The sequence below is a fragment of the Rhodococcus sp. H-CA8f genome (genome assembly GCF_002501585.1).
Lineage (GTDB): Bacteria > Actinomycetota > Actinomycetes > Mycobacteriales > Mycobacteriaceae > Rhodococcus_F > Rhodococcus_F erythropolis.
In genome coordinates, this window is sequence record NZ_CP023720.1 from 2,085,892 (window position 1) to 2,105,536 (window position 19,645).

16 protein-coding genes and 1 riboswitch are annotated in these 19,645 nt (G+C 61.4%); of the genes, 11 read left to right on the forward strand and 5 right to left on the reverse strand.

Annotation, left to right across the window (positions count from 1 at the left end; translation table 11 throughout):
• The first annotated feature begins 23 nt into the window (after positions 1-23).
• Positions 24-137, forward strand: a riboswitch (SAM riboswitch).
• Positions 120-1,466, forward strand: a complete 1,347-nt coding sequence (locus CPI83_RS09950; protein WP_157920616.1) for an LLM class flavin-dependent oxidoreductase — start codon at positions 120-122, stop codon at positions 1,464-1,466. (Overlaps the previous riboswitch by 18 nt.)
• Before the next feature lie 20 nt (positions 1,467-1,486).
• The gene (locus CPI83_RS09955; RefSeq protein WP_007729254.1) at positions 1,487-2,854 is read left to right on the forward strand and encodes an NtaA/DmoA family FMN-dependent monooxygenase; all 1,368 of its coding nucleotides are present in this window, start codon (positions 1,487-1,489) and stop codon (positions 2,852-2,854) included.
• A 51-nt stretch (positions 2,855-2,905) separates the two neighbouring features.
• Here the strand turns inward: CPI83_RS09955 and CPI83_RS09960 are convergent, their stop codons facing one another.
• Positions 2,906-4,399 (reverse strand): stealth family protein, encoded by a 1,494-nt coding sequence (locus CPI83_RS09960; protein ID WP_020970156.1) that lies wholly within the window; start codon positions 4,397-4,399, stop codon positions 2,906-2,908.
• Positions 4,400-4,679: 280 nt separating this feature from the next.
• Here CPI83_RS09960 and CPI83_RS09965 point away from each other — a divergent pair, with 280 nt between their 5' ends.
• The gene (locus CPI83_RS09965) at positions 4,680-4,913 is read left to right on the forward strand and encodes a hypothetical protein (RefSeq protein WP_080910610.1); all 234 of its coding nucleotides are present in this window, start codon (positions 4,680-4,682) and stop codon (positions 4,911-4,913) included.
• 3 nt (positions 4,914-4,916) lie between these two features.
• Here the strand turns inward: CPI83_RS09965 and CPI83_RS09970 are convergent, their stop codons facing one another.
• On the reverse strand, positions 4,917-5,342 hold the full coding sequence (locus tag CPI83_RS09970) for a nuclear transport factor 2 family protein (RefSeq protein ID WP_097388166.1): 426 nt from the start codon (positions 5,340-5,342) through the stop codon (positions 4,917-4,919).
• 381 nt (positions 5,343-5,723) lie between these two features.
• Between CPI83_RS09970 and CPI83_RS09975 the strand changes: the two genes are divergently transcribed.
• The 5 genes from CPI83_RS09975 (at position 5,724) to CPI83_RS09995 (ending at position 11,922) form a co-directional block, all read left to right on the forward strand.
• A complete protein-coding gene (locus CPI83_RS09975) occupies positions 5,724-7,328 on the forward strand; it encodes an ABC transporter substrate-binding protein (RefSeq protein WP_232816903.1) in 1,605 nt (534 codons plus the stop codon).
• Between the two features lie 8 nt (positions 7,329-7,336).
• Complete coding sequence (locus tag CPI83_RS09980) at positions 7,337-8,296, forward strand: ABC transporter permease (protein ID WP_097387151.1); 960 nt, start codon at positions 7,337-7,339, stop codon at positions 8,294-8,296.
• Positions 8,297-8,343: 47 nt separating this feature from the next.
• The gene (locus CPI83_RS09985; protein ID WP_230091183.1) at positions 8,344-9,147 is read left to right on the forward strand and encodes an ABC transporter permease; all 804 of its coding nucleotides are present in this window, start codon (positions 8,344-8,346) and stop codon (positions 9,145-9,147) included.
• A gap of 36 nt (positions 9,148-9,183) precedes the next feature.
• On the forward strand, positions 9,184-10,884 hold the full coding sequence (locus CPI83_RS09990) for an ABC transporter ATP-binding protein (protein ID WP_097387152.1): 1,701 nt from the start codon (positions 9,184-9,186) through the stop codon (positions 10,882-10,884).
• A 63-nt stretch (positions 10,885-10,947) separates the two neighbouring features.
• Positions 10,948-11,922 carry a TauD/TfdA family dioxygenase gene (locus tag CPI83_RS09995; RefSeq protein WP_097387153.1) on the forward strand — a complete coding sequence of 325 codons (975 nt, stop codon included), beginning with the start codon at positions 10,948-10,950 and terminating at the stop codon, positions 11,920-11,922.
• Here CPI83_RS09995 and CPI83_RS10000 read toward each other — a convergent pair whose 3' ends face one another.
• Both CPI83_RS10000 and CPI83_RS10005 read right to left on the reverse strand, forming a co-directional pair.
• Positions 11,923-12,765, reverse strand: a complete 843-nt coding sequence (locus tag CPI83_RS10000) for a hypothetical protein (RefSeq protein ID WP_097387154.1) — start codon at positions 12,763-12,765, stop codon at positions 11,923-11,925.
• Between the two features lie 31 nt (positions 12,766-12,796).
• Positions 12,797-14,590 carry an alanine racemase gene (locus tag CPI83_RS10005; protein WP_097387155.1) on the reverse strand — a complete coding sequence of 598 codons (1,794 nt, stop codon included), beginning with the start codon at positions 14,588-14,590 and terminating at the stop codon, positions 12,797-12,799.
• 160 nt (positions 14,591-14,750) lie between these two features.
• Here CPI83_RS10005 and CPI83_RS10010 point away from each other — a divergent pair, with 160 nt between their 5' ends.
• A complete protein-coding gene (locus CPI83_RS10010; RefSeq protein ID WP_029255765.1) occupies positions 14,751-16,196 on the forward strand; it encodes an amino acid permease in 1,446 nt (481 codons plus the stop codon).
• On the forward strand, positions 16,193-17,113 hold the full coding sequence (locus CPI83_RS10015) for a universal stress protein (protein ID WP_003940649.1): 921 nt from the start codon (positions 16,193-16,195) through the stop codon (positions 17,111-17,113). The genes CPI83_RS10010 and CPI83_RS10015 overlap by 4 nt, the downstream gene beginning before the upstream one ends.
• Before the next feature lie 42 nt (positions 17,114-17,155).
• Here the strand turns inward: CPI83_RS10015 and CPI83_RS10020 are convergent, their stop codons facing one another.
• Positions 17,156-18,157: an MBL fold metallo-hydrolase gene (locus CPI83_RS10020; protein WP_020970145.1), complete on the reverse strand. Its 1,002-nt coding sequence runs from the start codon at positions 18,155-18,157 to the stop codon at positions 17,156-17,158.
• A gap of 295 nt (positions 18,158-18,452) precedes the next feature.
• Here CPI83_RS10020 and CPI83_RS10025 point away from each other — a divergent pair, with 295 nt between their 5' ends.
• Positions 18,453-19,553 carry an LLM class flavin-dependent oxidoreductase gene (locus CPI83_RS10025; RefSeq protein ID WP_092765257.1) on the forward strand — a complete coding sequence of 367 codons (1,101 nt, stop codon included), beginning with the start codon at positions 18,453-18,455 and terminating at the stop codon, positions 19,551-19,553.
• Positions 19,554-19,645: the final 92 nt, after the last annotated feature.

Below are 19,645 nucleotides of genomic sequence, written 5' to 3' on the forward strand. Positions count from 1 at the left end.
GCATACTCACTACCGTCGAGGTAGGTGCAGAGCTCCAGCAACAAGGACCGGCTAGCTGGACGGCAACCCTTCATGCCGATGGGGTGCCCCGGAATCACACCTGGCGATACGCGCGGTGCGTGTCGCAAGCGGCAGTCGCCACGAGAACCGTCAGTCGGGTGCTGACGGTTTCTGCGGTCGGCACTGTGCGCTCCCGAGTAGTTCTCGAACAGGAGTATGCGCCGATGACCTCCACCCCCTCTTCTCATCTTGCTCCGTTGCATCTCGCCGTAGCGCTGGACGGTGCCGGTTGGCACCCTGCAGCCTGGCGAGAGCCACACTCGCGCCCGAGTGAGCTGTTCAGCGCGTCGTATTGGACTGACGTGGTGACGACCGCCGAGCGTGGTCTGCTCGATTTCGTCACCATCGAGGACAGTCTCTCGGTGCCGGCCAACCCACTCGAGCCCGTCGACGACGCGGTTGATCGGGTGCGCGCTCGGCTCGACGCACATCTCGTGGCCGCCCGACTGGCACCGATCACGAGCAACATCGGCTTGATCCCGACCATCACCACCATTCACACCGAGCCGTTTCACGTGTCCAAAGCCGTTGCCACGCTGGATTACACCTCGCGCGGTCGCGCCGGATGGCAGGTGAAGGTTTCGGCGTCGGAATCCGAGGCAGCACAGTTCGGGCGTCGCGACATCCCAGCGCTCACCGATGCCGACCGTCAGTCGATCGTTTCAGGCGTCCTCCCGGACTTCGTGCGCGACCTGTTCGACGAAGCTGCGGAGGCGGCTGACGTAATCCGGCGACTCTGGGACAGCTGGGAGGACGGCGCCGAGATCCGCGATGTGGAGCAGCGCCGGTTCATCGACCGAGACAAGTTGCACTACATCGACTTCGAGGGAAAGTACCTCTCGGTCCGTGGACCGTCGGTGACTCCGCGCCCGCCGCAGGGGCATCCCGTCGTTACCGCGTTGGCACATCAGCGGGTCGCGTACGAGCTGGCGGCGCGGACGGCCGATCTGGTGTTCGTGACGCCGTTCGACGACGAGCAGGTCACGGCAATCCTGGGTGAAGTGCGAGCCGCCGAAGAACACGTGCAGCGCACCGGCGAACCTCTTCGGGCCTTCACCGACATCGTCGTCTTCTTCGATGCGCCGGAAGAAACCGGAAAGGAACGGCTCGCTCGCCTCGACGCGCAGGCCGGCGCCGAATACCGTTCGGACGCGCTGACCTTCACCGGCTCTGCTGCGGAGTTGGCGGATCTCCTGCTCCGGTGGCAGCAGTTGGGAATCGAAGGCTTCCGGTTGCGGCCGGGCGTCCTCGTGGACGACCTCGACGCCATCGCAGGTGAGCTGGTGCCTGAACTGCAGCGACGCAGCGTATTCCGCACCGAATATCCGCAGACGAATCTTCGCGGACTCCTTGGTCTACCCATCGACGTTCCCAACCGCTACGCCGCCGGCACTCCGGCCGCCTGACAGACGAGGAATAGATTTTCATGAGTTCTCAGAAGCGTAAGCAGGTCATCCTGGGTGCCTACCTCGGCGGCGTCAACCATCACACTGCATGGTGGGATCCGCAGGCGGGCAGCCAGATAGAGTTCGATTCTTTCGAGCACACCGCTCGAACCGCCGAGCGTGGGAAGTTCGACTTCTTCTTCCTCGCCGAAGGCCTCGCCCTTCGTGAGCGTGCGGGACAGATTTTCGACCAAGACATCATCGGTAGGCCGGACACCTTCACGGTCCTTGCGTCGTTGGCGGCAGTAACCGAACACCTCGGATTGGCCGGCACCATCAACGCCACGTTCAACGAGCCGTACGAACTGGCCCGCCAATTCGCGACGCTCGATCAGTTGTCCGGAGGGCGTGCCGCCTGGAACGTCGTCACCTCGTTCGACGCATTCACCGGCCAGAACTTTCGCCGCGGCGGATACCTCGACCGCGCGCAACGATACGAGCGTGCGGAGGAGACCGTAGCGCTGGTGCGTGAACTGTGGGATTCGTGGCGAAGCGACGACATCGTGGCCGACAAGGCATCAGGGCGCTTTCTCGCGAGACCGGATGCCGGTGAATTCGCTTTTCATGGATCGCATTTCGACGTGAACGGCCGATTCACAGTGCCGCGTAGCCCGCAAGGGCGCCCGGTTATTCTGCAGGCCGGGGTGTCGCCGCAGGGGCGCGATTTTGCTGCCGGCAATGCCGACGCGATCTTCTCACCGTACGGTCAGTTGCCCGAGGCTGCCGATTTCTATCGCGATATCAAAGCACGTGCCGTCGCGGCCGGACGTGACCCGGGTGACATCAAGATCCTGCCGTCGGCGAGTTTTGTTCTCGGCACCTCGGAGGCAGATGCGATCGAGAAATACCGAGAGATTCGCGACCAGCAGGTCACCGGCCAGACCGCTTTGGTTCTGCTCGAACAGATCTGGAATCTCGATCTGTCGAAGTACGACCCCGAAGGACCACTACCCGACATCGCTCCGGATCCCGAGGCTCCGCCGATCATCCAGGGCCGCGCCTTCATTCACCAAGATCGTTTCGCGACCGTCGCAAAACTGCGCGCGGTAGCCGAGAGCAAGAAGTTGAATCTGCGCGAAGTGGTGATCGATCAGTTCGAGCGTGGACCGATCGTCGGTACACCGCAGCAGGTTGCCGAGAAAATAGATTCGTTTGTCAGCAACGACGGTTCGGATGGGTTCATCCTCGGGTCGCACCTCGTGCCGACCGGCCTCGACGAGTTCGTCGACGACGTGGTGCCGCTGCTGCAGGATCGAGGTGTTCTCCGCAGTGACTACGAAGGAACGACGTTGCGTGACAATCTCGGTCTGCCCATTCCGGTGCAACGGGAGCATGTGACAGCACGCTGATCGACCGAAGTAGCAAGGGCCCAGCCGAAATCGGCTGGGCCCTTGTTTTGTCTAGGCTTCCCAGGGCGCCGGGATGGGGTAGTAGCTCTCCAGGAACTCCGTGATCTTGCGTGTGCGAAGTTCCAGATCGATCTCCGGAGCGCTGCCGTCGTTGAGGCAGAAGAAGTCCATGGAGCGCTTGGCGAGCAGTGAGTCCATGTCGCGCAAACCGGCCTTGACCGTCGTATCGACGTATTTGACGGCGGCGGACTTCTGTACCACCGACCGTCCACTCATGAGCGTGTAGTAGTGGTACAGCGAATTGGTCACCGAGATATTGGAACTCGCGCGGAAGGTGCTTGCTGCAGTGGCCGCGAAGTCTTCGGCGAACTCACGTTCCATCTCGGCCATCACGCTCTTGCGTAGTGGCGTCGCTGCGTGCTCCAGATGTCTGGTGGTCATCAGACCGAAGCGGTCCTGCAGCAGACGGCGGTTGACGCGGGCCGCATTCTCGAACCCGCTGCGGTCGTTGTCGTTGTGTCCCAATCCGATTCTGGTGTCGGCCTCGATGAACATGCTGATCCCACCGGGGGAGAAGAACATGTCCGGGCCAACGGGGCGACCGAAGAACATGTCGTCATTGGAGTAGAGGAAATGCTCTGCCAGACCCGGAATATGGTGCAGCTGGCACTCGACAGCTTGAGAATTATGGGTAGGCAACACACTTGGATCGGCGAAGAATTTCTCGCTGGGCATGAACGTGACTCGCGGATCGTCGGCAAGCCAGTCCGGACGATCGGAATCGGTTGCGACGAAGATCCGCCGGATCCACGGCGCGTACATGTGGATGGATCGAAGCGCGTATTTGAGCTCGTCGATCTGACGGAAGCGCGCTTCTGATTCGTCGCCCTCTCCGACGATGTAGTTCTGCATGCGCTTGGCGCGCTGAGCCTGAAACTCCTTGGAAGAGCCGTCGACCCAGGAAAAGACCAGATCGATATCGAAGCTGATATCGGAGGCATGATCGGCGAACATGTTCTCGATAGTCGGCCAGATCCGGCCGAATCGCTCGACGGTTCCTCGGACAGCTTCTTCGGGGAGGACGGTTCGTCGTGTCAGTGAGTTCTCGACGGGTAGGACGATTTCTTCGTCGGAAATCGACCACAATTCGATTTGAACGCCGATGTTCGCGCCGTAGTTCATGCCGCTTGCGACGTGAACCCGCGGACGGAACAAGCGGAAGATCCGTGACTTGTTGGTTTTCGACAGGGCACCGTCCGCGACAAGGAGCGCTGGGCTCTTCTTCGCGTCGACGGTTTTGGAATAGAAGGGTGCGTTTGCGCATCCCTCGACAAGTGCCTGCCGCAGGTTTTTGCGCTCGGTCCAGCTCACCGCGATCACGGGGCGCTCGTCGTTTCCGCGGACGAGTAGATACTCGATTCCTGCGGCGTCGAGGATGTCGCGGATGAAGAGGAGATCTTCGACCATCGCTTCGAGCGGCGTGGTGGTCGTGATCGCGAGGGCAAAACGATTCTTGAATCGGACGGTCTCGGGTAGCTCGCCCATCCGTGCGCGTGACGCGGCCGACGCCGGTTCCACGGGATTGGGGCTGTCCTGCTCCGGGGGTACGAAGTAGATGTCGTGCGGAGCGGGAGATTCTGTAATGGGATGCCTTCCGATTCTGATCCAGCTGTGTATCTGTCGCCCCCGACGCTGCGAGAGCGTGGTGGCGACGAGCTCAGTCTATGCCGTCGGCGCCGAAAGTCGGACATGAGTGACGGCGATGGGTAGGGCGGGGCGAGTCGGGTACCCCGAGGACCGAAGCGAGAGTGAAGGAGGAGAACCGATGCGTGTGAAAGCGATGGTCGGAACAGGCGCGATGGCTGTTGCGCTGGCCGCCGGCCCAGTTGCCACAGCTTCTGCTGAAGGCGCCGAGACGGCGGGGTCGGAGGGTTCACCGGAGATGCTGACCTGCGAGGTGGTCTTCGATGCACTGGAAGACATGAGCCCGGAATGGACGGAAGAGGGGATCGATCAGGTCGAAGACTGGTGTGAGTTGATCACCGGCGAAGAAGACTGAACGTCAGCCGCGCGAGATCACTCGTCGCGACAGTCGCCACCGCCCGTCTTCGAGTTCGAACTCATCGGCGTAGCTCCCGACGCCACTGAGCTTGGGAGTTGTGGTCGTGTCGACGTAGAACGTCCACACCGCATCCGCGCGGGCTGTCGTTTCCGACGTCACGTCCACGGCGATCGCCGTGGTGACGTGACGCGTGAACGTGCCAGGCCCTTGAATTCCGGCCGCCCTGCGCTCGACTACTCCAGCAGCAATTTCTTCACGGCCACGTCGTACCTGTACGGGGATACCGCGATCGGGATTGGCCGGCATGTTCCATTCGGCCTCGCGGGTGAACTGCTCCACGTAGTCCTCGACAGAGCCGGTATCGGCAAGATGCGCGATCCGAGCGAGCGTTGAACGAATCTGTTCGGCAGGGCTCTCGGGTTGCATGCTGTTCTCCGTACGTGTGGGTGCTGTGGTGGATCGCAGGATATTGCCCGTGGACTGACCGAACACCGAGGCGTCCCAGTCAGTGGCAGCAGTTGAGAGAAATTCAGATCACCGTGAGTTCAACTATTTCCCCGATATCAGGGGAAATGGTTGAGTATCCCCTGAAGGCAAAAGCCTTAATTCCGACCGGGAGGTTTCACACCGTGTCCGTCGCTCCTCGATGTCGGCTCTGACTTCTTCAGCGCCACAACGACTGTCGTAGCAGCTCGCTTTTCTGAATTCCCGGGAGTGAGCATGTCGGAACGACACTCTTTCCCATTCTCGCAAGCGTGTGCCCTGAGAGTGCACAGCTGCGCACCTATTACGAAGGACAACACCTCCGTGAACTCGTCTCTTTCGACGGCCGGTCTCGACCGCCGTGCCTTCTTCCGTGGCAGTGCGATCGCCGCATTCGCCGTCTTCGGTAGCGGCTCACTGGCCGCGTGCTCCTCTGCAGTCGGCGAACAACGCTCGGACGCAGGTGAATCAGTTGAGCCGGTTCGAGGTGGGACGCTCACACTGGCGATACCGGACGACGTCAGCCCTGCGGCACTTTTGACCAGCACCACCGTTGCCGGTGTCACGATATCCGGGCTCGTGTACGAGACCCTGACCCGCTATCCACTCGATTCGGTAGTGCCACAGCCAGTTCTGGCCAAGGCCTGGAAGCTGTCCGACGATGGGCTTACGCTCACGCTCAATCTGCGCGATGACGTCACCTTCCACTCCGGCCGGCGCTTCACCTCCGCTGATGCGGAGTTCTCGCTGCGCACCTATGCGGACCCGAAATTCTCGGCCCAGCTCAGGAGTACTGCGGCCGCCATCACCGGCTTCGACTCTTCGGATCCCAATACGCTGGTTCTCACCCTCGCACACCGAACCGGGAACATCTTCGATCTTCTCGATCTAGCGCCGATCTTCGACCCCGAAACGTTCGACAAGGCGGTGACCGGTGAATCCTTCGTTGGTACAGGCCCTTTCGTATTCACCTCACGCACCCCGAACAGTTCCATCTCCTTCGATCGGAACCCGAACTACTGGGTCGCCGAGCGGCCGTACCTCGATCACGTGGAAGCGCGGATCGTTCCGGACGCCCAAGCGCGCCTGACATCGCTGAAGTCCGGACAGGTCTCTCTTGTTGCTCCGGCGTCGTTGCCCTTCCGTGACTCACAGAACTTGGCCAAGACCAGCGGGTTCGTGACAACCTCGATCGAGGGTGCGGAATTACAGATATACCTGGGCGCAAACGTAACCGCCGACGGGCTGACCGATGTGCGGGCACGAAAGGCGTTGGCCTACGCGATCGATCGTGACCGCATCATGAGTGAGGTGTATCGCGATACCGGGTATGCGGTCAATCTGCCGTGGCCGAAGTCGTCACCCGCCTACGACGCTGCCAAGAACTCGATTTACACCCGCGATGTCGGCAAGGCGCGCACCCTGGTCGGCGAACTGGGCGCACTGCCGACCATTCCGTTGACCTACACAGGAGCGAGCCCGGATTTCGAAGCCGCCGCGCAGATCGTGCAGGCCAATCTCGCCGAGGCAGGTATCCGCGTCGAGTTGGATCCTGTCGAGGCATCCATCTTCGTCAAACAGTTGATCGGCGCTGAGTTCAAAGGACTTTGGCTGACCAATCACACTTTTGCGCAATATGTTCCGTCAACCCTGACGGTCAGCGCCTACCCGTTCAACGCTGCACACAATGCCTCGAAGTTCAGTTCGCCGGCGTATTCCGCCGCAGCGGAGGGTGCGTGGCAGGTTCCCGACGGTTCGAGCGATGAGGCAAAGAAACTGTATGCCGAATTGGGCACGCAACTGTTGAACGAGTTGTTCTTGATCGAGATCGGTGTTGTCGTGCCGCAGGTATCGGCGGCCGAGACCGTTCGTGGTCTGGGCTGGACAAAGGGTCGCCAGCCACAATTCGCCAACACATTCCTGGCGTAGGGGATTCGATGATTCGTTACATTGCGGGGCGACTACCGTCGGCGGTGGTGGTTCTCTTCCTCGCGTCGATATTGATCTTCTCGGTGATGCGCCTGGTGCCTGGCGACCCCGCGTTGGCTCTCGCCGGCCCCGATGCATCTCCGGAAGCGATTGCAGCCATTCGTGATTCGCTCGGTCTCGACAAGTCGATTCCCGCGCAGTACCTGACCTGGATCGGCGACGTACTGACATTGGATCTCGGGCGTTCGTTCGTTCTCGGGGGCCAGATTTCCGATCTGGTGCTGGCGGGGTTGGGGAACACCGCAGTTCTGGCGGGAAGTGCGTTGCTGCTGGCCGTCGTGTTGAGTCTGGTGCTCAGTGTTGCGGTGGTGGTGTGGCCGAAGAAATGGCTGACCTCGGTGGTGCACCTTCTCAACACTCTCTCGGTTGCTCTGCCCAACTTCGTGACCGGTGTCCTCCTGGTTCTCGTCTTCGCGGTGCTGATTCCGGTTCTGCCATCCGGTGGTGTTCCACCAGGTGGGTATCTCGCTCGTCCCGACATCACGTTCCAGTACCTGCTGCTGCCGTCACTGTGCCTCGCACTTCCTGTCGCGGCCGCTCTCACCAGGTTCCTGTCCGAAGCGCTGCGCACCGAGATGGCGCAGCAGTACGTGATCACCGCTCGCGCAGCCGGTGTGCCACGGTGGAACTTGGTTACACGCAGTGCATTACGCAATGCACTGCCAACCATGCTCACCGTGCTCGGAATTCAGACCGGGCACCTTCTCGGCGGAGCCGTACTGGTTGAGGCGATCTTTGCCTGGCCTGGCATCGGCCAATTGATCGAGCAGGGAATCGGTCGGCGGGATTACCCGGTGGTGCAGGTGCTGCTCCTGCTGTCGGTCACGATCTTCGTTCTGATCCAACTTCTGACCGACATCGTGCATGCCTACCTCGACCCACGAATCAGAATCGGAGGGCAGCAATGACGGTGGCCGATCAGTCTGTTGACGAAAGGGTTCGGCGATCTCGTCCTGTGCGCGCTGCTCTGACGCACGGTCAGGGGCTGGCGGGTGTGTTGATCCTGGTGGTCATCGCAGTAGCGGGAATTGCTGCTCCACTGTTGACTCACTACGGGCCCAACGAGCAGATCGAGGGTGCAAATCTGCTGGGGGCCAGTGCACAGCACTGGTTCGGAACAGATCAGGTCAACCGTGACGTCTTCGCTCGTTCGCTCTACGGAATCCGGATCAACCTCGTAATCGTGCTCGTCGCGGTGCCAGTGGGCGCGATCATCGGTTCGCTCGCAGGCCTGGTGTCGAGTATCAATTCGGTGGCAGATGTCATCGCACAGCGGATCTTCGATGTGATTCTTGCCTTCCCGCTGCTGATTCTGGCGATCACGTTGGTCGCGATCACGGGGCCGGGAGTAGCGCCGGTGATCGCGGTGATCGTGGCTGCTGAAATACCCTTGTTCGGGCGCCTGGTGCGAACGACGGTGTTGAAGGTGCGCGAACTCCCGTTCGTGGAGTCGGCCGAGGTAATCGGTGCGGGGCGGTGGTGGGTACTGCGTAAGCATGTGCTGCCCAACGCCGTAGAACCGCTGGGTGTGCAGATTGCGCTCTCCATGTCGGTTGCGGTGTTCGCCGAAAGTGCGATGAGCTTTCTCGGAATCGGCGTGCGCCCGCCGGATCCGTCTCTCGGTTCGATCATCGCGGGCGCCATTCCGAACCTCGATGCCAATCCGGCCTACGCGATCGGACCGTTGGTGATCGTCTCGGCGCTGGTCCTGAGCTTCCTGCTGATCGCCCAGGGACTGGGCAAGGCCCGCCGAATCTGAAATCGACACCGCCACCACCACTTCAAGGACGTAGTCATGAATACAACACCCGCACAGGCAGTTCTCGCCATCCGGGATCTGGTGATCGAGTTCGATGCCGACGGTTTCCGTGGCTCGTCGACAACTGTGGTCGACCACGTCAACCTCGAATTGGGTTTCGGTGAGATATTGGCGTTGGTCGGCGAGTCCGGATCCGGTAAGTCATTGACCGCTCGCGCTGTTCTCGGGTTGTTACCGGACGGCGCGCAGGCCCGCGGGTTGATCCAACTCGGTGGCCAGCAGGTGCTCGGTGCCGACGAGGCGACGCTCAATCAATTGCGGGGGACTCGGGCCGCGATGGTTTTCCAGGAGCCTCAGACTGCACTGAATCCAGTGCAGAAGGTGGGTTGGCAGATCGCGCAGGCGCTGCGGGCACACGGCAAGATCTCGCGTGCCGACGCCAGAGTTCGCGCAATCGATCTTCTACGGATGGTGGAGATTCCGGAACCGGAGCGTCGGGTCGACTGGTATCCGCATCAACTCTCGGGTGGACAGAAGCAGCGGGTTGTCATCGCGCTGGCGTTGTCGGGCTCTCCTGATTTACTCATCGCCGACGAACCGACTACTGCGCTCGACGTCACCGTGCAGGCCGAGATTCTGCAACTCCTGCGTAGTCTGCGTGATCGTTCGGGCACTGCAATACTGCTCATCACACACAACATGGGTGTCGTTGCGGACATCGCAGATCGCGTGCTGGTGATGCGATCGGGCAGGGTCGTCGAGCAGCAGTCCGTTTTCGATCTCTTTGCGACGCCGCGTGAGTCGTACACACAGGCTTTGCTTGCGGCCGTGCCACGTCTGCCGGAGGCCGACCAGCCGAAGCCTGTGGTTGCTCTGATCGATAGCGAAGGCGACGCGCAAGTCCCGCCGATCCTGCGGTTCGACGCGGCCTCCATCGTGTACCCGGCGAGGCTGGGCAACAAAGAGTTTCGTGCGGTCGATCAGGTGAGCCTGACGGTTCAGGCCGGCGAGGTTGTCGGACTGGTCGGTGAATCGGGATCAGGGAAGACAACTCTCGGCCGGGCCGCGCTCGGTGTTATCAGGGCCAGTAGTGGCATCGTTGCTTTCGACGGAACCGATCTCGGAAAGATCTCCGCCGCGAATCTTCGGGGCCTCCGCAAGGGAATGGCCTTGATTCATCAGGACCCTGCGGCATCTCTCGATCCGCGTCGAACGGTCGGACAAAGCGTCGGCGAGCCACTCGAAGTCCATCGCTTTGCCACCGGAGCCCTGCTGCGAAACCGGGTGGGGGAGTTACTCGAATCAGTTCGCCTACCGAAGTCTTTTGCTCACCGGGCACCAGGAGAACTTTCCGGTGGTCAACGCCAGCGTGTTGCGCTGGCCCGAGCACTTGCCCTCGGACCGAGACTGCTGGTGGCCGATGAGCCGACCAGCGCTCTGGATGTTTCCGTCCAAGCCGATGTTCTATCACTCTTTGCCGATCTCAGGGAGGAATACAACTTCGCATGTCTGTTCATCAGCCACGATCTTGCAGTCGTCAATCAGGTAGCCGACCGGGTAGCGGTACTTCGCAGCGGGGAGTTGGTCGAAGAGGGCCCCGCTGCAGAGGTATTCAGCTCGCCACGGCAGGACTACACACAACAGTTGGTTGCCGCGGTGCCTGTTCCAGATCCGCGTCGTCAGCGCGCCGGGCGGGAACGGGAATCACTGGTTCCCGACCTGACTGTTGCCGTTTGACCCGTCTCGACATCAAACAGCATTACCACCACTCAACCTTTTGCCGACTCATAGGAGCTTGACATGTCCATCGCCGAACTCGAACGCGTCACTCAGACCCCGGAGCAGATCTACGCTGCCGGCGGAATCATTGTCCACAAGGTCGGTGAGCTGATCGGCGCCCGCATCGACGGCGTACACCTCTCTGGGGATCTGTCCGAAGAGACCGCCTACGCGATCAACTATGCGCTGGCAGCGCACAAGGTTGTGTTCTTCCGTGGGCAGCAGCATCTCGACGACACGTCGCAGTACGAATTCGCCGGAACCCTCGGCAGCCAGACCACCACGCATCCCACTCTCAAGTCCAAGGACAACAAGCTGTTGGTGCTCGACGGCGCTGCCAGCAGCTGGCACACCGACGTCACTTTCATCGATCGCATCCCGAAGGCATCGATCCTGCGCGCGACCACAATTCCCGAGTACGGCGGAGCCACCACGTGGGCGTCTACCACGGCTGCGTACAACCAACTGCCGCATTCGCTCAAGGTATTGGTCGAGAATCTGCGCGCTGTCCACACCAATGCATACGACTACGCCGAGATTATCGACAAGGTGAAGCAAGGCGACGCTCAGCGCGTGACGAACTACTCCGAATTCACTCGCGAAATCTACGAGACGGAGCATCCGGTGGTTCGGGTCCATCCTGCGACAGGGGAGAAGACTCTGCTTCTCGGTCACTTCGTCAAGGAGTTCGTCGGACTGAAGCCGTCGGAGTCGGTTGCTCTCTACCAGCTTCTGCAGGCACGAATCATCAAGTTGGAAAACACCGTTCGGTGGTCATGGGCTCCCGGTGATCTGGCGATCTGGGACAACCAGGCAACCCAGCATTACGGGATTTCCGATTACGGGACACAGGCGCGCAGCGTGCATCGCGTGACGTTGGCCGGTGACGTTCCCGTCGATGTCCACGGTGAGCAGAGCCGCATCGTCAAGGGCGATGCATCCGAGTTCTCGATCGTTGCAGACATCGACCGGCTTCCCGGCTTTGCCGCGAACTGATCAGTCCTGCTGCGGGTGATCCGGCGGGAACATCTGTCCCCATGAGTGATTGCATGCTCGGCACGTCCATTCCGGGGTGTCCGGTCCCACGACGCAGCCTGTTCCGGCGAGCCACGGTAGGTGATCGAATGGATGGACCGGCATCCCCGGGGAACACTGAGCGGTTCTGTGTGCACCGCAGAGTGGGCACGACGGATTCTTCGACAGCATGTAGTCGATGAAGTTGGTGTGCCCGGACGTGGCCATCCTTCCGGTGCATTTGCGGCACAGGACGGCTGGGTAGTCGTCACCAGGTTCAGCCTGCCTGAAGATCCGTGATGCGGAATGAAAGTGAAGGCGATCGCCGCCGTTGAACTTTCGCAACGGCGTCGGTGAGCTGCAACCTGTGCAGTTGCCCCGCTCGTTCATCAACGTTCGGGCGTGGGCAGCTGTGGACGTCGGATCCAGCGTGTCGATGTCGCCGAAGTAGTGCGCATAGTGTGACTGGCCGGCCGTGAGAATTTGGTCGGCCAGTGCGTCGTCGACCGGCCCAGGATCCGTGGGAAACGTGATGGACCATCGTTGTTCGAGTTCTGGAACGGTGGGCAAACCGTGGAGTTCGTACGGGCGTTCATCGACTTCCATCCGCGACGTGCCGTCGAAGGGCGCAGCCACGGTCTCGATGCAGAGCAGCGTGCGAGGAGTGGTGTCGAGAACAGTGATCAGCAGGTCGCCGATGGCCATCTTTCCGCGCATGATCCAGGGATCGACACGGGCACGGGGTTCGAGAAACGCGACCACGGCATCGAGCCACGGCGTGCCGAGTGCGATGAATACGTGCTGACCGGAGCTCCGCGTGATCATCGAACGATTCTCGCAAGGGCTGCCGACAACGTCAGGCTTTGACCACCTTGCGCCCGAGCAGCGATGCAACCAGTCCGTCGACGAAGGTCGCCTGACGGCCGAGAGGATCGGAATCCGCTCCCGCAACGCTGCCGATCGAAATCGATCTCGTCAGGCCGGTCTCGCTGATGAATTCGGCGGCGAGGTGCGCTTCTCGGAATGTGAGGCCGCCCAGATGCGTCGTGTCGTCGACGCCGAGAACACGCCCGTCGATGATGTCCAGGTCGAAGTGGACGTGGACGCCGTTCACACCCTGACCCGCCGCGGCGAGGACGCGAGGCATCAAGGCCGCCATGCCATGGCGATCGATCTCGTCGATCGTCACCAGCAATACTCCGTACTCGTCGAGTGCGCGCTTGTGATCGACCGTGGCGTTCTTGACGCCCACCAAGACGGTGTTCTCCAAACTGGGGCCGTGCAGATCCGCCGCCGACGACAGCAATTGTTCGATATCGCCGTGGGAGGCGAAAATAATTGCACCCAAATCAGTTCCGGGTTCGGTGGCGATCGGAATTCTGGTGTTCTGCCAGGCCTCGGCAGTGAGCCACAGCGGCAACGTCGTGAGATCCGCGGCGGCGTTCTCTCCTTGAATGCAGCTGAAACCGATTCCGGACATGTCCTCGCGCAGACCGTGATCGAGGAGATGGCTTGCCAGCCCGCTAGTTTCGAGGTCGATCAATTCGACGGTCGCATTGGCATCGATCGGTTCGGTGCCCAGGACGTAGCGCTTTTCGACGTAGGGCGATGTCATCGCCATCAAGAGCGCGCCGTAATCGATCGTGAAGTCGACGGTGCCACCCAGTCGGTATTCGTCGCCTGTTTCTCCGGCGTCGACGAGGAGGTGATCGCTACTGGCGCTGATCACCTTCAGGCGCGGATCGATCGGGGTCAAGCCTTCCGGCGAGATGTCTTCGCGGCCGATGGACAAGATCAGGCGTCGGCTCGGCTTGTCCTCGTTGTCGAAGACGGGGCGTCGGCCGAATGCGTCTTCCCCTGAGACTCCATACGGCCGCGACGGCTTGACCTTGGCCTCGATGATGTCCGCGGTGAGAGTGAAGGCATCGTTGTTCAGCAGTTCGTACAGTCCGGGGGGAGTGGGTGATTCGGCCAGTACGATGCTGGCGCCCAAGCGCAGATGGTTGATCCCCTCGGGCATCGTGCCCGTCTCGAGTAGTGGCAGCGAGAACGTATTGCCGCCGGAAACGATCGGCAGTTCGATCGAGAACCGCTTCGTGATTTCGTCGGCTAGGTAGACCAGATTCGACAGGTTGTCGACGGTCGGTTGGATGCCACCGACGCACGCGAGGTTCGCGCCGATTCCGATCAGTCTGATGCCCTCGATGGGAAGGATTTCAGCGACTACGTCCAACGCCTCCGCCGGCAGGATTCCTTCGCGGAGATCTCCGAGGTCGATCATCAGCACGATGTCGTGGACGACTCCTCGCGTTTGTGCTGCTCTGCCCAGCGCAGCAATCGTCGTCAACTCGGAGTTGAGGCTGATGTCCGCGTAGCGGATCGTGTCGTCGATCTCGTTGAGCGACGGTGCGCGGATCAGCATGAGGGGAACGGTGATGCCGTCGCGGCGAATGCGGGCCAGGTTGTCCAGGCGGGAGTCGGCGATCTGCGTGACGCCGCCGCGGACCATTGCTCGTGCCACTTTGGGGGATCCGCACGTAGATTTGCTGACACCGGCCACCGATATACCGTGAGCGCTGGACGCCTCGACGAGGACGCGCGCATTCTGTTCGATACGACGCAGGTCGACGGTGATGGTCGGTCCGGTCATGATCTCCCCGTTTTCTCCGAAGGCGGTTCACGATCCGGGCTTTCCAGACCGGACGGTTGGCGTGAGCTGTACAACTTTGCTCCAACTGTTGTGTCGCAGGACACTTGCGTGCAGTATGAGGATACAACAGTTTCCTACCAGGCACTCTAGAGGAGCGTCGATGGCTACTCTCGTCAAACACGTACTTCGGCGCAAGCCGGCTTTGCAGATAGACCAGGAGACCGGTGCAGATACCAACGGCGGCGAGCTGACCCGCAGTATCGGTTTGGCGCAGTTGTCCATGTTCGGCATCGGCGCCACGATCGGCACCGGTATCTTCTTCGTCCTCTCGCAGGCAGTCCCGGTCGCCGGTCCGGCAGTGATCATCTCCTTCGTTGTTGCCGGTATCGTCGCGGGACTCACGGCGATCTGTTACGCGGAGTTGGCCGGAGCTGTCCCGGCGTCGGGCTCGTCGTATTCCTACGCTTACGCGACGCTCGGAGAGCTTCCGGCCATGGCCGTCGGCGCGTGTCTGCTTCTCGAATACGGAGTCTCGGCCGCGGCGGTGTCCGTCGGATGGTCGCAGTACTTGAACCAGCTACTTGGCAACCTCTTCGGGTTCCAGATCCCCGACGCGCTGTCACAAGCGCCGGAGCAGGGCGGCATCATCAATCTGCCCGCAGTGATCCTGGTGTGCCTGTGCGGTGTTCTGCTCATTCGCGGCGCCAGTGAATCGGCCAAGGCCAACGCCATCATGGTCTCGATCAAACTCGCAATTCTGCTGCTCTTCATCGTGGTCGGCATCGCCGGATGGAACAGCAATCACTTCGCCGACTTCGCACCGTTCGGATTCAGTGGCGTCATGTCCGCCGCCGGAATCATCTTCTTCTCGTACATCGGCCTCGACGCTGTGTCCACCGCCGGCGAAGAAGTGAAGAACCCTCGTCGCAATCTCCCTCTCGCGATCCTCATTGCGCTCGTGTCTGTCACCGCGATCTACATCGCCGTTGTCGCCGTGGCGATCGGTGCACAGGATTCCGCATCGTTCGAAGGTCAGGAAGCCGGACTGTCCGCCATCCTCGAACAGGTGACCGGATCTACCTGGCCGGGAACACTTCTGGCCGCCGGTGCGGTGATCTCGATCTGCAGCGTCACGCTCGTGGTCATATACGGTCAGACCCGCATTCTGTTCGCGATGTCACGCGACGGCATGATTCCGTCGATCTTCCACAAGGTGAACCCGCGGACTCTGACGCCGGTGCCCAACACCATCATCGTCTGCGTCGTCATCAGCATTCTGGCCGGTTTCATTCCCATCAACTTCCTGGCCGAAATGACCAGCATCGGAACCCTGGTGGCCTTCCTTGTGGTCTCGATCGGGGTCATCATCCTGCGGCGCAGTGACCCGGACCTGCCGCGCAGCTTCAAAGTTCCCGGCTATCCGGTGACGCCGATCCTCTCGATCCTGGGCTGCCTGTGGATCATCAAGGACCTCCGAACCGTCACGATCTACGTGTTCCTCATCTGGGTGACCGTCGCGATCATCTGGTACTTCGCCTACGGTATGAAGCACTCGCGCCTCGGTGCGAAGAACCGCGCCGAATTGGGATCGGAGTCCGAGTCATGACGCTGCTCGCGGGATACGCACCCGACGGTGACAGTTCCGGAACCGTCCATCTGGCAACGCTGTTGGCGCGCTCGTCCGGTGAACCGCTGGTGATCTGCGCGGTGATTCCCTCGCCGCCACCGCCCGGAATGGCGCGTGTCGACGCCGAATACCACCAGCAGTTGCGAGCCGAAGCCGAAGCGGCACTGGCGAAAGCGCGGGCAGACATGCCCTCCGATGTCGACGTGACCTATGTCGTGCATGAGGCTCAGTCGACGTCGAGTGGCCTGCTCGATCTCGTTCACGAGCACGAAGCCAAGATGATCGTCCTGGATTCGTCCACAGCCGGGGTGTTCGGTCACGTGGCTCTCGGCAGTGTCACCTCACGCTTGCTGCACAGCTCCGACGTTCCGGTCGCGCTGGCGCCGAGGGGATTTCGAACCAAGCCCGGTGAGGTGGTGCGCCGCGTCACCGCCGCATACTCGGGCACACCCGATCAAGACGATCTGGTGCTCGCCGCCGCGACCGTGGCTGCGCGTGTCGATGCCGGACTCAGATTGGCGGCGTTTGCAGTTCGTGCGAACGCGCAGTACACGACCACGCTCGGGACCGAGGGGGATTCGCCGATCATCTCCGAGTGGGCCGAGGTGGTCGAGCGTGAGACGAACGCTGCCTTCGAGCGCGTGCGTGCACTGCCCGAAATACCCGACGTCATGGAATCGGTTATCAGCCATGGTCGTAACTGGGCCGAGGCGCTCGAGGGCGTCGAGTGGGATCGAGGTGACGTTCTGACAGTCGGCTCGAGCAAGGCAGGTCCACTGGCCCGGGTCTTCCTCGGCAGTCGGGCAGCGAAGATCGTGCGGTACTCACCGGTTCCGGTGGTGGTGGTCCCGCGATCGGCGTCGACCCGAATAGTCGATCAGGCCGAAGCGGAATAGAGATCAGGGCCGACGAGCGGAGTGCTTGTCGGCCCTGATCTTTCAGACGGAGCGAGCGAAGAGCGCGGGCTCGGAGCCGGGAACCTGAGAGACCTGCTCTCGGGCAACCAGATGGCGAAGGTGAGCTGCGCCCTCGGAGAGCGCCATCGTCTTTCCCATCGGGGAGATCTCGGCCCACGGCTTGTACCACTTCATCTTTGCCGCGACGTCCCACACGGTGAGCTTGTCGTCGGCGAACTCCTGGAGCAGGTGATCGAGTCGCTCCTGGTGATGCTCGATCAGCTCACCGGCGCGACCTCCGACGTCGTCGATCGGAATGCCGTGAGCGCCGAGACCGCGGGTGATGTTCATGTTCTGCACCCGTGCGAGCGAGTCGAGGAAATCGGCGAGGGCGTCCCGCTCGTCGAGTGGGTACACGAAGTTTCCGACGTGTGGTGTCGTCTTCTGCAGGACGTGATCGCCGGTGAACATGACGTCGGCGTCGTCCAGGTAGAAGCAGACATGCCCAGGCGTGTGGCCGGGGGTGTAGACAACGCGGAGGCCACGGCCGGTGAGTGCAATGATCTCGTCGTCCGCGAGAAGGCGGTCGGGGGCCGACTCGGGGCCCACGGGAGACTCGCCCGCGGCAGCAAGCCGGAATGCATCACGGTCGGCTTTGGGGGCCCCAGCGCGTTCCATGTTCTCGAGCTGGTAGGCCATCCATTCGTCGTCGCGTGCAGTCGACATCTGATCGAACAGGTAGTGGTCGTCCTCGTGCATCGCGATCCAGGCGCCAGATGCCTCGCGGACCCGGCCGCACAGTCCAGTGTGGTCCGGATGGAAGTGCGTGACCACGACGCCCTCGATGTCGGTCACCGAATGCCCGATCTCGGCGAGCCCTGCGTTTAGGCCCTGCCAGCCGTTGTCGTCACCCCAACCAGCGTCGACCAAGATCAGTCCGCCGGGGGATTCCATGGCGTAGACGAGCGTGTGCCCGAGCGGGTTGTCCGTGATTGGGACAGGAATCTGAAATATGCCATCACCGATGGCTGCCGCACCGTTCATATCAAGTACCTCTTAACGATAAGGGAACGCACTTTTATACTTCATGTTTACCGTGCGCTCGATTGGTCGGTGACACAGGTCCTGCCTGGCGGGAGTTCGGCATGATTTCGGTCGACTTCGGATCGGTGAGAGTTTTATCGACTGAATGGTCTCATTGAGGCGAAAGAAGTTGCTGAATAGAGTGTTTCGCGAGTTCGTTGCGTTGGGCGCGTCCTCGGATGGCGGATCCGCCGAGCAGCCGCGCACTAGCCTCCGAGGGACAGGCGCGCTGTGCGGTTATCGAGAAAGACGGGTCATGCGTTTTCAGGTTCTGGACATCATTTTCAACCCACCCCATCCAGTGACCGGCGAGGAAGTTGCCCCGTCCGATCGGCTCAACCGCGTCGTCGAACTGGCGGTTCTCGCCGAAGAACTGGGTATCGATTCGTTCTCGGTGGGTGAGCGCCACGCCGGGCCGGTTCTTTCGTCGGCGCCAACCGTCGTTTTGGGGGCAATTGCGCAGGCCACAGACAGAATCCTGCTCTCGACGGGTGTCACCGTTCTGTCGCTACTCGACCCGATTCGAGTCGCCGAAGATTTCGGAACCATCGATCAGCTGAGCCGGGGACGTCTCGAGATTGTGATCGGCAAGGGCAACGAGGTCCTTCAATACCCGCTCCTCGGCCTGGATATCGCCAAGCAGTACCAATACCTCACCGAGAACTACGAACTCCTCAAACTGCTGATCAGCGAGGAGAACGTCAAGTGGGTGGGAACTCACCGACCATCGCTCGAGGACGCGACGACTCTACCGCGTCCCTACGACGGACCGTTCCGTATCTGGCACGGATCGGCCACCTCATTCGAGGCCGTCGAACTCGCGGCGAAGTGGGGCGACCCCATCGTCACCGCCAACGCCTTCCAGCCTCGTGAGAACTACAAAGTGCTGATCGACCACTACCGCGAGCAGTACCTGGCGTACGGGCACGACCCGTCCAAGGCGTACGTCGGCTCGGGTTCGGGTGGATTGTTCCTCGCGGATACCACCGAACAAGCGATCGAAGAGTTCCGTCCGATCTACGAGGGCGCCGTTGCACAAGCTGACATACGCAAGCACGACCCCAACGCGGTCGGAAAGTCGACGAGCTTCCGGACGATCGAGGAAGCCGTCGACCGCGGGCCGGCGTTGGTCGGGTCTTCGGAGCGAGTCGCCGAGAAGATCCTCGATTACCACCAGAGCTACGGCCACGATTTCCAATCGGTGTCGGTCAATCACGTGCTCGACTTCGAGCAGCAGAAGGACACGCTGCGCCGATTTGCGGAGGAGGTTATCCCGCTGGTGAAGGCAGAACTGTCGACGACGCTGTGGACCTCGGCCGACAAAGATCGGGCGAAGGGTTTCACCGCCGTCGATTGAGCGGAGAAGCCTGACTGTCGGGTAAGCAGGTCCGGCGCTGCGACCGCTCACGAGCTGCAGTAACTTGTTACCGACATCGCGGTCGGTTTTGA